At 56.2% G+C, this 15,836-nt stretch carries 10 protein-coding genes; 5 read left to right on the plus strand and 5 right to left on the minus strand.

Annotation, left to right across the window (positions count from 1 at the left end; translation table 11 throughout):
- Positions 1 to 7: 7 nt before the first annotated feature.
- From MKZ07_RS28295 to MKZ07_RS28315, 5 genes are all read right to left on the minus strand, one after another.
- Positions 8 to 1,324, minus strand: coding sequence for a sensor histidine kinase (locus MKZ07_RS28295; RefSeq protein WP_051494059.1), 1,317 nt, complete (start codon positions 1,322 to 1,324; stop codon positions 8 to 10).
- Positions 1,314 to 2,009 carry a response regulator transcription factor gene (locus MKZ07_RS28300; RefSeq protein WP_036701296.1) on the minus strand — a complete coding sequence of 232 codons (696 nt, stop codon included), beginning with the start codon at positions 2,007 to 2,009 and terminating at the stop codon, positions 1,314 to 1,316. The genes MKZ07_RS28295 and MKZ07_RS28300 overlap by 11 nt, the downstream gene beginning before the upstream one ends.
- A gap of 163 nt (positions 2,010 to 2,172) precedes the next feature.
- Positions 2,173 to 3,975, minus strand: a complete 1,803-nt coding sequence (locus MKZ07_RS28305) for a hypothetical protein (RefSeq protein WP_036701294.1) — start codon at positions 3,973 to 3,975, stop codon at positions 2,173 to 2,175.
- Between the two features lie 55 nt (positions 3,976 to 4,030).
- A complete protein-coding gene (locus MKZ07_RS28310; RefSeq protein ID WP_036701292.1) occupies positions 4,031 to 4,954 on the minus strand; it encodes a hypothetical protein in 924 nt (307 codons plus the stop codon).
- Positions 4,947 to 5,099 carry a hypothetical protein gene (locus MKZ07_RS28315; RefSeq protein WP_155991665.1) on the minus strand — a complete coding sequence of 51 codons (153 nt, stop codon included), beginning with the start codon at positions 5,097 to 5,099 and terminating at the stop codon, positions 4,947 to 4,949. Before MKZ07_RS28315 ends, MKZ07_RS28310 begins: the two co-directional genes overlap by 8 nt.
- 244 nt (positions 5,100 to 5,343) lie before the next feature.
- Between MKZ07_RS28315 and MKZ07_RS28320 the strand changes: the two genes are divergently transcribed.
- The 5 genes from MKZ07_RS28320 (at position 5,344) to MKZ07_RS28340 (ending at position 15,831) form a co-directional block, all read left to right on the plus strand.
- A complete protein-coding gene (locus MKZ07_RS28320; RefSeq protein WP_036701290.1) occupies positions 5,344 to 7,164 on the plus strand; it encodes a vWA domain-containing protein in 1,821 nt (606 codons plus the stop codon).
- A 72-nt stretch (positions 7,165 to 7,236) separates the two neighbouring features.
- A complete protein-coding gene (locus MKZ07_RS28325; RefSeq protein ID WP_076157010.1) occupies positions 7,237 to 10,626 on the plus strand; it encodes a tubulin-like doman-containing protein in 3,390 nt (1,129 codons plus the stop codon).
- Positions 10,627 to 10,630: 4 nt separating this feature from the next.
- Positions 10,631 to 13,057, plus strand: coding sequence for a transcription initiation factor TFIID (locus MKZ07_RS28330; RefSeq protein ID WP_341028870.1), 2,427 nt, complete (start codon positions 10,631 to 10,633; stop codon positions 13,055 to 13,057).
- A gap of 836 nt (positions 13,058 to 13,893) precedes the next feature.
- Entirely contained in the window at positions 13,894 to 15,165 is a 1,272-nt protein-coding gene (locus MKZ07_RS28335) for a vWA domain-containing protein (protein ID WP_036701284.1), read from the plus strand.
- Between the two features lie 30 nt (positions 15,166 to 15,195).
- On the plus strand, positions 15,196 to 15,831 hold the full coding sequence (locus tag MKZ07_RS28340; protein ID WP_036701282.1) for a hypothetical protein: 636 nt from the start codon (positions 15,196 to 15,198) through the stop codon (positions 15,829 to 15,831).
- Positions 15,832 to 15,836 lie beyond the last annotated feature (5 nt).

The raw sequence follows: 15,836 nt of genomic DNA on the forward strand, positions 1-15,836 counted from the left end.
CTCAAAGTTATTGCCGGGTGGAACCCTTGGTTTCAGGGAGAATGACCGTAAAGGTGCTTCCCTGATGAAGGGTGCTCTGGACCGCGATTCGGCCTCCGTGTCTGTTGGCGATCTCAGAGGCAATAGCAAGACCCAGACCGGTGCCGCCATGTTCCCGTGTCCGGGCCTGATTGACACGGAAGAAACGTTCGAATAGATGGGGGATATCAGCTTCGGGAATGCCGCATCCTGTGTCCTGGATGGATAACCCGACCGTACCGTTGCCGTTACGGGATATCCCCAGTGTGACCTTATCCCCTGCGGAAGAGTATTTCATCGCATTATCCAGAAGAATGTAGAGCAGCTGGTCGATCTGTTCGCTGTCTCCGGTGAAAAGAAACGCTTCTTCCGGGTGGTCAATATCCAGCTGCAGGGTCACTTGTTTCTCGGCGGCCATCAACTGCATTCTTGCTGCGGCGAAGGATAGGCTGTGCTTTAAGTCGAACGGCTTATGGGCGGTATGCTGCAGGGGAGAGTCGTTCCTGGCCAGCGTGAGCAACTGCTCTGTCAGTCTGTTCATGCGCTGCAGCTCCTCCTTCATATCCGCAAGAACCCTTTGCTGAACAGGGGACAGCTTCCCCTTCTCCTCCTCCAGAATATCCACGGCCAGTTGAAGTACGCTTAAGGGTGTTCTTAACTCATGGGAAGCATACGCTGTAAATTTCTGCTGCCGGGCAAACGCCTGTCTAATGGGAACCATGGTCCGGCCGGCGAATAGGTACCCGATGAAGGTGGCTGCAGCAAGCAGAAGCAGAGTAATGGCTGTGAGCAGCAGCCTCATTTGCTGAAGCAAGGCCTCCTGCCTCGTGACATCTTCACCGATAAGTATGATGTGCTGAGCTGCATCTCCGGCCGACATACGCAGTACAGCATACGTTGTCATACGATTACCGGAAGAAATGCGGAGATGAACATGGCTTTGGTCAGGTTGAGCGTCAAGCTGCTGCCGGATGGAAGGAGCGAGCAGCGGATTCTCCCTACCGGGGGACTGCGCAGCGATCGACCACGCACTGTCCGTAATTGCCGCGAATTGGTCGCTCTGCAAATATTCCCACTCCATCGCATGGTCTGCCTGCCGGCGCTCCTGTGATTCTTCCGCATCCTGCGGGGAGATATGGAGCCATTCTTCCCGGGCCTTGTATGCTGCAGCTTCGAGATTATGATTCTCATCCCTGTGGATTACTTCGGACAATGCATAATAGAAGGAGACCGCCATAATCAGCAGAATCAATCCAATCATGGTGCTGTAAAAGAGGGTCAGATGCTTGCGCGTGTTAGGTATCATCCGGCTCAGCTCCAGGATTTATTAAGCGGTACCCTCTTCCGTGTACACTCTTGATCAGCTTTACCGGAAAAGGATCATCGACTTTCTTCCGCAAGAGCCGGATGACTGCATCGACGGCATTCAGCGTTACATCCGCTTCATTGCCCCAGACATAACTCAGAATCCGTTCTCTTGACAATACGGTTCCAGGATGCCGGACGAAGTACTCCAGCAGCTGAAATTCACGCCGGGTCAGTGTAAAAGAGACACCGTCACGTTCAGCCTCCTGGGTATCCGGAGTCAAAAGCAGCCCGCCAACGGCAAGCTTGTTCATCGTGCCCTGAACCTGCTTTCTGCGGTCCAGGGCAGTGATCCGGGCTAGCAGCTCCTCGAAGGCGAACGGCTTGACTACATAATCATCTGCCCCTGTCAGCAGCCCGTTAACCCGGTCTTCAATCTCGCCGCGTGCAGTCAGCATAAGGATGGGGGTGTTGTCGTTCCTTGTCCGCTGTTGTCTGCACAGCTCAAGTCCGGTTTTGCCGGGAAGCATCCAGTCCAGAATGTAGAGATCAAATTCCCCTGCAGCAAACCATGTCTCGGCTTCATCCGAATGCTGGACCCACTCGCTCAGATGTCCGGCTTGCTTAAGCTTGTACTGGATCATATAGCCCAGCTTGGAATCATCTTCCACCAAAAGAATTCGCATAGCAGCAAGCCCGCTTTCTTCATTGAATGATTATGGATACCGCTCCCGCGCAGTTCCTGTAAGACCCAGTATAGCCGTTATTAATGAAAAAATAATGAAATTCCAAGCACAAAAAGAGATAAAGAACCTCTATGTGCAATAAAGGCTCCTTATCCCGGTTAGGTTAAAGTATGAGGCTCAAGCTGTCCGCAGAATCAACAATAAATACCGGCACGGCAGCTTCGCCGAGATCAGTCTCCACCGAGCCATAGCCATTCTCAAATTGGCCGCTGATGACGGCGGAGCCGGTATACGGAGGCACCTGGCCTTGAAGAAGCAGGTAACGTCCATTTGCGAGCGCGACGGTTCTTCCGGCAGAGTCGAGGATAATCTCACAGGAGAACATCACCTTCTCATTGAGATGAAGCTCAAGCTGTGCCGCATCAATTGGAGTATAGGCGGCGGCCTCCTGGTAGAGCTCCGTGAATTCATAACTTCCGTTCACCTGGCGGAAAATAGCTGTCCGGCCATCGGCCCCATCGGTCAGATCGTTGTCCGCAACGCGGATGGAGCCATCCTCCGCCATAAGCTCATAGCTGCTGCCCGTGAAGCTGAACAGCAGGGAGATACCTTCCGGCCGGATGGCATAGCCTGTGAAGGTGCTGCGTCCGTCAGTCTCACCGCTGTTAGCTACAACTACTGGAACTTCGGAGTAAGCGGATAACGGCTCGTCAAAAGAAAGAGCGCTCAGCATCCCCGAACCCGGGACTACCTCCCCGGTCCGGGTGGAGACCGTGCCGTCCCCGCCCATCTCGGCGTAGACCAGCTTGCCGCCAGCATCTACTCCAGCTACGGCTACCTTGGCACCGTACTTGTCAGTAACGGACGCTGTAAGGGAGTAGCTGCCCGGCACTTCGCCGCCCGGCAGCAGCCGTACCGGCTCGGCGGTATTCCAGGCCAGCGTTGCGGCTGCGGTCTCCGCCGAGGTATCCTGCACCGGAGCCAGCTCGGCATAGAGCCTGATGGCATCCGCATACCGGCCGCTGCGCACATGGCGCGTGCCCTCACGGAGCAGCCGGGCGATGCTGTTATCGATCAGCTTCAGCACCTTGGAGCTGGTGATGCCGGCAGATGCCGCATAGCTGCGGTAGCGGGCAGCATGTCCGGCGAAGACTGCGGTGAGGTCACCATCCAGATCCTTGTTCAGGATGAGCGAAGCGCTCTCCTGAACCTGCTTGTTAAGCCAAGGCGCGGTATAACTATGATTCTTATAAGCTTCTTCCATAGAGAGGGCGCTCTCCAGCATAGGCCCGAAGCTTCCGGCTGCGGCCAGAGCCTTGAGCCCCGCGGTATCATAGGCCTTGAAGCTCGCAGCGAGCAGCTTATCCTTGGCGGCGGTTCCCCCGTAATAGTCTGCCGGAATCTGCAGCAGGCTCCATTTGAGACTGTCCGTACTGTCGCTGCCCGTCCCGGAATCTGCCCTCTTAGTCGAACCTGCGGTAAGTCCGGCCAGATACTCATCCTTGAACTGCCGGAACCCGGCTGTCATCTTGTCTGAGACGCCTGAATCCGCCGAGAGCTGGCGATAATAGGCTTCATAGGGACCGCCCGGCGTCATATACTTGCTCTTCAGGCTGAGCAGGTAGGCGTAGCTCTCCATCATCCCTGCGAAATCCTTCACAGTCAGCTGGTCCGCAAGCGTTAAGGACAGTCTGCTTAGACTGCTGCGGATGCCCGTTATGGGAGCCAGCTCTGCCAGTCTTGCCGATATTTCTTCTTCTTTATAAGAAATCGCGTGGTTGGCCGCTGCTTGGCGGTACCGGTTCTCGGCGGCGATAAGCTCCCCGGCAGCGTACAATTCACCGGCTTCTTGTACATCCTTAAGCTTATTTTTAATCCCCAGCGCCTTCTGTCCCAGCGGGAGCAGCATCAAAATACACAGAATAATCATAATATTCCGCAGGGTTACAGCCCGTATGATCGTCATATAATATAGCCCCTTTATTTATAGATAAGGATAGAGCGGCAGTCCGCTTCTAACCTTATACTTCAGGGTCCCAGCGGTACTTCAGCTCACGGATCTCCTCTACCTTGGCATCCAGGCCGTTCCACGGCTCATAAGGGTTCGCGGCAATGAGTCTGGATAAGCGCAGGAACCGGTCCTTGGGCAGCTCCTGCACATAGCGGCCGATCATGCCGGAGTAGAGCAGCGCGTATCGCTTCATGCGGACCGCAGCACTGGCAACGGCGGCCATAATGACCAGCCCCGTATCCATTTCGAGAATCTGCACCTCGTAATTCTTGACATAGCGCAGGGTGCGGTCTTTGATCAGCTCGGGGCGGACCCTGGCGATCTCCCCGATATATTCAGCCAGCAGCGGCTCGAAGTCCTTCAGCAGCAGCTGCTCCAGCTCCAGCGTCATGTCCTTGCGCAGCTGGAAGCCGTGCAGCAGGGCGACACGCTGGCGGGAGATCCGGTCTCCGCGCAGCAGCACGGAGATCTCGCGCAGCTTCTCATAAGCGAGCACATCATTCTCGCGCAGTACCGTCACGGCTTCCTGGCGGTTCAGCTCCAGATCTTCCTTGATGCTATAGATATTACGGCCAAGCAGTTTGTTCAGCGCATACAGATTTTCGTTCTGCCGTACTTTTCGCTGCGTATAGTAGACCAGTCCGGCTAATACGAGACCGCCTGTGCCGCACAGCACCATCTGCTGCAGATTCTGTCCGAAATAGATTCCGGCCAGGGTCAGCAGGAGAATAACGAGCAGCCGGGTCTGTACCCTGCGCCCGGCCTGGGACACTGCATACTTCTCCACCGGAGTCAGCGAAGCGCGGCCGCAGCGGGTGCAGCGTTCCTCGCCCAGCGCGGTGTAACGGTGACAGCGGCGGCAGATGCGCAGCTTCTCGAAGGCGTAACGGGGGGCTTTGAAGGGACGGAAGATCACCGGTTTCTTTTTACTCACGGGCCGTATCTCCTCCGTTCAATGCAGCCAGCAGGCGCTCGTCGATATCCTCGCGGGTGAGCGGCTTCCGCTGGCGGGAAGCATATAGAATGATCTGAATCACAGCATAGAGAAACGTTATCCCGAGTATGGCGTATGTAATCATGGAACTCTTCCTTTCTGCTCTGGTTACGGTCTTTTAATCAAATATTCAGGAAAGCGGCGTATACTTAGAATAGTCTATCCGGCTCAGGATGGCGATTGCCACTAGCGGAAGTGCCGGTCCAGCGGTCACTATGTTGAAGTTTACAAGGTTTAATTATATCATAATGGCATGCTATTGACAGAATTTAGCTATGCGTTACGGATCTGCCATATCCGCCTAATTTCACACAAGAGGAGCCCTATTTATGCTTCGTAACGAACGTTATTTCAGCAAGGCCAAGAATAGACTGCAGCGCATATTGCCTGTATTGCTCATGATCTTATGCATCACTGTATCTCCATATGCTGCTTCGCGAGCCAGCGCGGCTTCAGCCGCACCGTCACATATTGACGCTGTGCTGCTGATTGATGTCAGCAACTCGATGAACAAGAGCGACAAGAACAAGATAGCCAATGAAGCGATGAAGATGTTCATAGATATGCTGTCCACCCAAGGCGATAAGGTAGGCATTGTGGCCTACACCGATAAGGTACAGCGCGAGAAGGCGCTGCTCGGCATCAAATCCGCTGGCGACAAGGAGGATCTGAAGAATTTCATCGACGGGCTTAGCCGCGGACCCTACACAGACCTGGCGGTCGGGATGGAAGAGGCAGTGAAGGTGCTGGAGAACGGCAGCGATCCCGGCCATGAGCCAATGATTGTCATGCTGGCGGACGGCAACAATGACCTGAATGAAGCCAGCGGCCGGAAGCAGTCCGATTCCGACAAGGAGCTGAAGGCAGCAGTAGAGTCTGCCAAGCAGAAGGGGTATCCCGTATATAGCATAGGGCTGAATGCAGACGGCAAGCTGAACAAGAATATTCTGGCCGGACTGTCCGCCGAGACAGGCGGCAAGGCGTTCACCACGAATTCTGCCGATGATCTGCCGCAGATTCTCAGCGAGATTTTTGCCAGCCACTTGAAGCTGAAGGTGGTGCCGGTGCCGTCCATTACGGCAAACGGCGATTATCAGGACGTAACGGTGAACGTGCCGAACAGCAGCGTGCTGGAAGCGAATATCTCCATTATGTCCTCGAAGCCGGTGACGGCGAAGCTGAGCGATCCTTCCGGCAAGGAAGTTGCTATTCCCTCGGATAAGGTGTTGCTGTCGAAGTCGTCCACCTACACCCTGATCAAGCTGCTCGCGCCGGAGCAGGGGGACTGGAAGCTCCAGGTCAAGGGTGTGCCGAAGGATAAGATCGATATTAATCTGGTGTTCAACTACGATCTGGAGCTGAAGCTGGATGCTCTGCCAGCCAAGTCTTACGGCAAAGGCGACAAGGTGGAGATCTCTTCCCATCTGTACAGCAACGGGGCGGAGGTAACGGAAGGCAGCCTGTATCAGGAGATGAAGGCGGTGCTGCTGGCAACTGATGTCGATACCGGCCAGGTGCAGGAGATTCCGCTGGACAATTCGGGTGCTGCGTTTAAGGGCACTTTTGAGATACAAGACAGTCATGAATATAAGCTGAAGGTCCGGGCCGAGGAGAGCAGCTTCTACCGCGAGAGCGACGAGCTGACGATCAATGCCAAGACGGGAACGGTGGCGACTACCCCGCCGTCAGCAGGCACTCCTGCGGGCGAAGAGCCTGCTGAGGAGAAGACCTCGAACACGCTGTACTATATCATCGGCGGTATTGTGCTGCTGCTGGCTGCTGCTGCCGCATTCTGGCTGCTGCGCAGTAAGGCTAACCGGGGGTTCGTCGGACAACTGGTAGTGGAAGTGGTGGACGGGAACACCGGAGAGAAAACCTATCCGCAGTACAAGAAGCTCGCCGCCTTCCGCGGCAAGTTCACTCTGCACCAGCTCCTGCAGCTTGCTCCTGAACTTAAGGAGAGCGAAAAGCTGGTCTTCACCCCGGGAACCCATGACCGGCTCCTGCTGCGCGGGGGCGAAGGGATCTCGGTGGAACGCTCAGGGCGTGCTGCTGATACCTCGCGGGGCCTGGAGCTGAAGAGCGGGGACCGGGTAACAGTCTCTCTGCAGACGGTAGACAAGACGATTCTATTGGAATATTTGATCTGACAAGCAGGCTAAGTGTATGCTCCCGAAGCGATTCGGGATGCATGGGCTATCACAACTTTTGGGGGAGAACCTATGAAACCGGTAGTAAGAGAACATATTCAACAGCTGGATGTATCGCTTGGCGGAGGGATCGTCAGCGACAAGATTAGAGTGGATACCATCGACAACCCGATCCTCATTATCGGGCTTGGCGGCACGGGCATCGATGCCCTGCTGCGGCTCAAATACCAGATTAACCGCCGCTTCAAGCTGCCTGAAGATCCGTTGTCCAAGAAGAAGCGGGATAAGCCCGACAACGTGGAATTCCTGGCGTTCGAGACCAATGAACAGGACCGCGGCAAAAAATACAAGGGCATCGGCCTCGATCCGCAGAATGAATTCGTGCTGCTGGCCAATGCCGAGATCGGCGGACTGCTGCAGAACCGCAGCATCCTGGATTCTTACATTACAGACTGGCTGTCGCCGGAGCTGAGCATCACAGACGGCATGAACGGAGCCGCCGGGGTGCGCCAGGCCGGACGCCTGTTGCTGTTCACGAAGATCAACCAGGTGGTTGCCGCCATCGACAAGAAGATCAAGACGCTGTCTGTCGGCACCAGCAAGAAGCTGATGGTCTTCCTGCTTACCGGTCTGTCCGGCGGAACCGGCAGCGGGGCGTTCCTGGATATTGCCTACATCGTGCGCGGCATTATTGAACGTGACTACGGCGCAGCCGGGATAGACCGTGTCAATACGCTGGGCTATCTGTTCACACCGGACGTCAACCTGTCGAACAAAAGCCTCAGCGAGCATACCCGCGAGTATATCCGTAAGAACGGGTATGCCGCGCTTAAAGAACTGGATTACTGGATGAACGTGGACAGCCGGGGCGAACGGTTCCGCCAGAAGTACGGCAATATTCTGAGCGTCAACTCGCCGCTGCCGCCGTTCAATCTCTGTCATCTCATCTCCGCAACGAATACGGAAGGCAAGCTGCTGGAGAATGCCTACGATTACTGCATGAATGTGACGGCTGAGAACATCACCAACTTCATGGCCAGTGAAGAGAAGGCATCCGGCGAAGAGTTCGCCATCCATGACTATATCAGCAACATCCGCACGAACATTGCCCAGATGAACAAGACTTATCCTGCCAACTATGAATACAACATTATTGGAGCATCCTCGGCCGTGCTGCCGATTGAGGAAATGACAACCTACCTGGCCTACCGCCTCTTCGACAAAATGGACAAGATGTTCCATCACGCCCCGAATCAGGAGGATGTGGAGAAGATGGCGCGTAAGCTCGGCATCGATCTTGATACGATGATCAAGACGTTCGAGTCCCGTGTGCCGGAGCCATTGCCGGGCTATCAGAACAGCGAGCGTCTCAGCCATGCGAACGTGGTCAAGAATCAGGTCGTCAGCATGGATACGGAGCTGGAGCAGAACTTCCTGGCCCGTGCGCGTGAGGAATATATCAAATCCAAGAAGCAGCTTCCGGGCGAGATTGCCGGACAGTTCGGCGAAGAGCTGGAGCGCATCTTCCTTCATCCCGAGCAGGGGCCGTTCTATGTGTCGCGGCTGCTGTACACAGAGAAGGGCTTCTGCATCCTGAAGCTGATCCAGTCTTATATTGAAGCGCTGCGCGAGAGTCTGTTGCGCCTGCCGCGTGATATTGAGACCGCACAGGAGAGTGCAGAGGATAAGCTGGGCGATGCGCGGAGCGCTTTTGTGTCCAAGGAGAAGAAGAAGAACGCCTATATTGAAGCCAAAATCAATGAATACTGGCTGCACGCCGATGTGGAGCGCACCGAGCAGATGATCCAGTTCTATGAAGATCTGTATGAGCTGCTGAATGAAGAGAACAGCCGGATCTACGGGGTATTCACCGAGATTCTGACCGCGCTCAGCTCGATCTTCGAGAAGAACGGCGACATTCTGATTAACGGCGAAGAGCAGGCTGACCACAAGGGCAACAAAACCTACTATTGGAATATCGTCAACGTGCCGGATATCTCGGCGACCATCTCCAAAATCATGGATCAAAAGGATGGCGATGATCTGATCCGTGACTTCACACGCGAGATGCTGAAGCATTCCGGGCGCTGGGTAAGGGAGCAGGAGATTGATATTGTCCGCTCCATATCCGAGTTCCTCAGCGACAAGTTCGGGGATCTGATTACCCGCTCGATGGAGGATTTCCTGGTGATGAAATACGGGCACGAGGAGCCGCTGGATAAGTTCGTGGAGCGGATTATTGCCGGACGTCTGGATGAGGATGCGGTGCCGATTTTCCACCTCAGCAACAGCTCAGGCAGTCTGCACTTCCCGTCCTGGGGCTTCGTCTCTGTGCCGGTGAAGGCACCGGGGATTCTGAAGGGTGTGCGGAATTATCAGAACAATGCACTCGGCAAATCGCAGTTCACGATCAAGGAGAGCCAGGTGAAGAACCGGATTTTCTGGCTGAATACACGCAACGGGGTGCCGTTGTTCGTATACACGCCGCTGCGGGTATTTGAGGAGAACTATGAACGGACCATCCTGGATAAAGAAGGCATTGGACGCCATCTCGTGATGACGGACAAGGACAACTGGACCTATCTGCCTTCACCGATCCCGGAGAAGTCATGGGGCGATACTTACGTGAACCCGCGCGTCCGTGATTATAATGCCAGAGTGCGTGCGGATTTCGCCCGGGCGCTGGAATCCGGTGTCATTATAGAGAAGGGTGTGGACGAGAACACGAGCAGCCGCTTCTCCGTGAACTTCACGAAGCCGCTGGATCTGGGCAAGCTGCTGGGCGCTTATGATCTGCAGCTGGATGCGCCGCGTCCGAATCTGGGTGAAGTGCGCAAGGCTGCTGAAGAGCTCAAAGCGCTCCGTACAGGAGGTCTTGAACGCGAAGCCGTGAAGGATATCTTCGGCAGCATTAATCTGGAGCTGGCCCAGGAGAACCTGATCCGTTCCCCGCAGCTCATTGCCCGTGTCCGTGAGGAGCTGGCGAAATACGATGCGCTGGCAGCCAAGTCACAGGAGCTGGAGGCGCTGGTGCATCAGCATCTGGATGAAGACAAATGGCTGGACCAGTTCATCGAAGCGCTGTACACCGATACCATCACCAAAAAAGGTGCGCTCTATGTCTATGACCGTGACGAGGACGAGGATGCCTGGGAGCCGTTCGCCAATCTGATGAAGGAACGCAGCTATGTGGAGTATGCCGTCTACCGCCATTTCCGTGAGCTGGATGAGAAAAGCCGCAGTCTCCTGCTCCGCAAGGCAGCACGCCGGGCCGGAGAGATGACCGCAGCCGAAGATGTAACTCCGCTGCTGTATAAGCTGGAAGGGATGTATGTCTCGTTCCTGGAGGCACGTGACGCTCTGGAATATGAGCGGGTAGAGCATGCCAACGGAGATGAAATGTACAGCTTCTACAAGAGCCTGACCGGCAAGCTTGGCAGCATCCGCAGAAAGCTGAAGTAGGCCTATGATCAGAGATCAGGCCTTACAATATGCCGAGCAATACGCTGCTTTGGAGGAAGCACAGCATAATAAGGGGGATGGGCGCAGCAGTATCCATTACCCTGCGCTGTTCCTGTTCCTGGGCGATAAGGTGACCCCGGCCATCGGCCCTGTGCTGGAACGCTGTCAGCGCAAATGGGACAATGCGGGCGGCGTGATGGCGCTGCATGCCGGTTCACATAACGGCAGCGGCAGTACGCAGGAGAAGGAGGGGGTCAAGGGGCGGATCGGCAGCGGAAACAGCAGCGTCCATGAACGTGTGATGCACATGACCCTGCCGGATACGGCAGGGCGTGATCCGCGTACGGTCCGGCGTGAGCTGTACCGTGAATTTCATGAGGATAGCCAGTATTTGGCCGGAATGAACCGGACGCTGCGCAGCTTAAGCAACAGCATAGCGGATTACGGGCGGCTTTATTCCTCTTTTGACGTTATCCATCTGTCTGTCATTACACGGGTCGATGACCCGCAGAATGTGCTGTTGCCGGAGATCGTGCTCCTGGCCCGCGCAATTCTCAGCCAGTCGTTCAAATCAGTACAGATTGATCTGTACGCGCTGATTAACGAACGGGAGCAGGGGGATAACTTCGGCTATTCCAGCTCGGTCGGGCTGGCTTGTCTGCGTGAGCTGGACGGGATGCAGGCGGCGGATTATGCCTTAAGCGCTCCGCTGCTGGTTACGGAGGAAGGGCTGTCCATTCCAGTGGCGCATGGCCCTTCTCCGCTGTTCGATCTGGTCTATCTGCTCTCCGACAAGAACGAGCGCGGACTGATGTCGGTCCATGGGATGGACGACAATTACGAGATTATCGCCCACATCAGCCTGCTCAAGAACCGGGTCCGGCCTGCGGCCGATCAGGCCTCCGGGCATGGCGGCTACAATAATATGACGTTCAAAAGCGGCATCCGCGGCAGCACAGGCAGACAAGGCTACGCGTCTGCCGGCTTCTCGGCGGTGCGGCGGCCGAACCGCCAGATTGCGCTGGCGGTACTGTACCATGCACTGCATTATCTGTCCGGGCGGCTGCGTGCAGGCCATAACCGGAGTCTTAAGGAGCGGCAGGCGATGCTTGGCCTTGGAGCGGATACCCTGCGTGACCGCGCGGCGGAATTGCTGCCGGAGCAGTCCGCTCTCGCCGAGATGACCGGGCTGATGAGCCACGGGCGCCCGTCCTATTCACAGCTGCGCATGCTCTCACTGCGCGAGGCCGAGGAACTGCTGTTCGGGGAAGGGGCGCAGGCTTACTTCCGCAGTAATTTTGCGGAGGTGTCCGTGAGAAGGGCGGCGGGCATCGACCCGGCCCGGGAGTGGGCCGGCGTGCTGGCGGCCGAGGAGGCAGGAGCCTTCCCGGTCACCTTCTACCAGCTGGCAGAATGGACCAGTGAGAAGACAGGTGAGGGAGGCAGCGTGCTGCAGGCCTTGCGCCAGCATATGGGCGGTCTGCGTTCCGCCCTGCTCTCCGCGCAGGAGGAGCTGGAGCGGCTCTATGCAGAGAGCGTGGAGCGCCAGCCGTTCCAGCGGGTGCCGCTGCTGGACAAACGGACGGTGCGCAATTTCATTCATTATCTGTTCGAGTCCGTCTACGGCAAGAAGTATGAGATTCTGCTGCTGGAGAGCGAGCTGGCCCTCTGTCTCCGCTATGACGCTGCACTGGAGCAGCTGCACGCAGACAGCAGAACGAAGGTTGCGGCGATGGATGCTTTGGAGGAGGATCTGCACAGCTTGGCCCTCGTCAGCATTGGCCGCAGCAAAGAGGCCGTAGATCAGAACATCATGGAGTATTACCGCAGTGTGACCGACGATATCATGAAGGATATCGAGACCCGGCGCGGTGCGGGGATCTTCTTCAGCGAGCGGTTCATGGGTAGTCTCTCCGGGCTGCTAGTGCAAGGAGGCGGCCAGGCTGTTGCCGAGCGGCTGATTGAGCTGTGCCGCCGGGAGCTGCTTACGGCGGGACCGTTCACGCTTCCGTTCGAGGAGGAGCTGCTGCGGCGCGCTAATGTCGCAGCCGCTTACGAGAACCGGGACATCGTCTCCAAGGAGGAGCTGTTCAAGCAGCTCTACCGCAGTCTGGAGGAGGAGGCGGCGATGAATGTCCGCCTGTTCGAGTATACGCAGGAGCACCGGCATGAAGAGAAGTACTTCTTCGGCGACAGCTCCTCCGAATTCCTGCGCTATGCCTTCAGTGCTGACGAGACCACCCGCATCTACCGGCTCGGCTTCGTACATGAGCAGCGCCGCAGCGGCGTAGAGAAGCTGAACCTGATGGGCGGCTTCCACTTGGAAGACTTGCTCTACTACCGCAACGGCAAGGTCTATTACGAGACTTATGCCGGCAACGGATACCAGCTCCACGGTCTGGAAGAGGAGCAGCTGCCGGTGATGAGATGAGTGGCGAATAGATGGGATATGTGCTGATGAGTGGCGATTAGATGGGATGAGTGCTGATGAGCGGCGATTAGATGGGATGAGTGCTGATGAGCGGCGATTAGATGGGATGAGTGCTGATGAGCGAAGTGCTATGACAAACTATTATTTATGTTCGGGCTACCACAACCGCAGGATCTATAGTCCGCGCGAGTTCGTAGGCTGACCGGATGCTGGCGGAAGTGGCCTGGATGGCGGAAAGAGAGGGATAAATCCCTCTGATGCTGGCAAGTGTCAGTAATAGTGCCCCTGAATTCACCGAAAGTGTGCTTAACCGCCAAATGAAGAGCACTAATGCCCCTGAATTCACCGAAAGTATGCCGAACCGCCAAATGAGGAGCACTAATGCCCCTGATTTCGCCGAAAGTATGCCGAACCACCAAATGAGGAGCATTAGTGCACCTGAATTCGCTGAACGCGCGCTAAACCACCAAATGAAGAGCATTAGTGCCCCTGATTTCACCGGAAGTGTGCCGAACCAGCAAATTAAGAGCATTAGTGCCCCTGATTTCACCGAAAGTATGCCGAACCGCCAAATGAGGAGCACTAATGCCCCTGATTTCACCGAAAGTATGCTGAACCGCCAAATGAGGAGCACTAATGCCCCTGATTACAGGAGGGTGGCCGAGATCCGAGGGTTCACCATGATAATACCCATGCTCCGGGTCCCGGACGTGGGTGCGGGCCTACACTAACAGGCTTCGTAGGACAATTCTCATTCATTCCACTGCCGGATGTGCAATAGAATGGAATGGGGAAGCGCGTGAAGATCAAGCTTTTCCCGGAAAGGATGAAGTGCAATGCAGCGAAAAATCAATCTGCTCCTGCTGCTGTTCAGTCTGCTCGGCGCGGGTGTAGCGTTTGTGCTCGGTGAGTTGCTGCTGGACCGCAGGCCGTATGATTTACCTCAGATGGTGCTGGTCGGCATTTATTTTGCCATCGTGGCCTTATGTGTTGGAATAGGCGCTCTGGTCGCAGAGAACATTTCACCGAAGCTGAACGGACAATCATGGAAGCTGCGTTACCTGGGCACCTCGTGGAAAATGTTCCCGCTCATGGTCGTGCTGTTGCTCGGCGTGGGCACGCTGACCGAGTTCGTGTACGAGCTGAACTTCGGCGGCAGCAAACCGGTTAAGAATGTCGTCATGGTGATCGATGATTCCGGCAGCATGTCGCAGAGCGACCCGTCAGACAGGCGCTACGCGGCGGCCAAGAATCTGGTGCAGCAGCTCAAAAAAGACAACAAAGTCGCTGTAGTTACCTTCAGCAATGAGGCTTCCGTGGTCCAGCCGCTGCTCCCGCTCTCCAAAGCGGCGAACCGCGAGAAGGTTATGGAGGTCATCAGCAGCCTGAAGACGACTGAAGGCGGAACGAATATCAGCGGCGCGCTGGCCGAAGCGATGAAGGTAATTCATGAAGACGGCGCGGACCGCGGGGCGATGGTTATTCTCCTATCCGACGGTGTCAGCCAGTTCAATACCTCTACGGAGCTGACAGACTATGTAGCGCGTGGAATAAAAGTGAATACAATTGGGCTGGCCCTGGATGATCCGTCCGGCGCAAATCTGCTCCAGAATATCGCCAGCGGCACCGGCGGACAGTATTATGATGTGGCCGATGCGAACCGGCTTGGCGACGTATTCCAGCAGATTTATGACCGTCTGGGGGACCGGACACTGCTGACCGAACGCAGCGACCAGACCGCGGACAGCCCTTATTATGCTGTGGTGCGTGTGCTGGCCTTGATGCTGCTTGGTACGGCGCTGGGTCTGGGCCTTGGCATTGTGTTCGATAACCGCCATCTGGCCCGGAGCTTCAGTATCGGGGGCGCGGTATCGGGACTTATTGCGGGGCTGATTCTGGAATCCGGCCTGAATGGCGACACGCTCTGGGACCCTATGACCCGGCTGCTGGCGCTGCTCGTTCTGGCGGCCATTCTCACCTTGTTCACGTATATCGTGCCTGTAGGGGAAGGACGCTTGTCGCGCCGGGGAAGAGCTGCGGGGGCTGCTAATGCGCCTGCGGACAGTATTCATTCACCCCGCCGTAACCGCGGCAGTAAAGGGTTCTAAAGCCAGATGCAGGGAAAGGGGCAGGTTGCCATGAAGTACGCCGAGGCAGACGCTGGAGCACCGGTGATTACCGAAGTTGTATCCAGAGTGGAAGACCGGTTCTGTACGCTGCGCTGGCGCTGGCCGGACGGTGTACAGGCGGTATATATTCATAAGGCCTCTGCGGAGGCACCGGACAGTCATGAGCATCCGCCTCCGGGCATGAAGCTCTACACGCGTGAAGAATACAAAGCGAATAACGGGTACCGGGACCGGCTGGACGAGATCGGGATGGTGGCCTATACCATTTACGTGCGGATTAGCGAGAATGGGGAGACGCTGCTGGTCCGTCAGCAGGATGGCGGTAACCGGGCGCTCGTCAGCGCGGGCAAAGCGAGGATCTACTACGCGGTCCAGCACAAAAAGGGGTTGTTCAGCAAGCTGAAAACCGTGCAGATGACGATTACTGCCGAGGTGCCGGTGCCGAAGGAAGTGCTCTGCTACGTCAAAAAGCGGGATGCGCACCCATCCTCCAAGGAGGACGGTGCAAGGTTCCCGTTCGTTCAGGACTTCGCTCCCGGGCGCAACCAGCTCCCGCCGATTGAGGTCGGCAAGGACGACTTCATCCGTATTTTTTTCACCGATGGGCCTAAATACGGGGCGTATTATGAGCTGGTTCCCGAGTGAGCGGG

The sequence above is a fragment of the Paenibacillus sp. FSL P4-0338 genome (assembly GCF_038002365.1).
Classification (GTDB): domain Bacteria; phylum Bacillota; class Bacilli; order Paenibacillales; family Paenibacillaceae; genus Paenibacillus_AQ.

Bases quoted from the DNA above. Each gene is read 5' to 3' on its own strand.
- MKZ07_RS28340 (WP_036701282.1), top strand. From the start codon at position 15,196: ATGAAGTACGCCGAGGCAGACGCTGGAGCACCGGTGATTACCGAAGTT.
- MKZ07_RS28335 (WP_036701284.1), top strand. From the start codon at position 13,894: ATGCAGCGAAAAATCAATCTGCTCCTGCTGCTGTTCAGTCTGCTCGGC.
- MKZ07_RS28315 (WP_155991665.1), bottom strand. From the start codon at position 5,099: ATGATTACATACGCCATACTCGGGATAACGTTTCTCTATGCTGTGATT.
- MKZ07_RS28295 (WP_051494059.1), bottom strand. From the start codon at position 1,324: ATGATACCTAACACGCGCAAGCATCTGACCCTCTTTTACAGCACCATG.
- MKZ07_RS28320 (WP_036701290.1), top strand. From the start codon at position 5,344: ATGCTTCGTAACGAACGTTATTTCAGCAAGGCCAAGAATAGACTGCAG.
- MKZ07_RS28325 (WP_076157010.1), top strand. From the start codon at position 7,237: ATGAAACCGGTAGTAAGAGAACATATTCAACAGCTGGATGTATCGCTT.
- MKZ07_RS28305 (WP_036701294.1), bottom strand. From the start codon at position 3,975: ATGACGATCATACGGGCTGTAACCCTGCGGAATATTATGATTATTCTG.
- MKZ07_RS28330 (WP_341028870.1), top strand. From the start codon at position 10,631: ATGATCAGAGATCAGGCCTTACAATATGCCGAGCAATACGCTGCTTTG.
- MKZ07_RS28300 (WP_036701296.1), bottom strand. From the start codon at position 2,009: ATGCGAATTCTTTTGGTGGAAGATGATTCCAAGCTGGGCTATATGATC.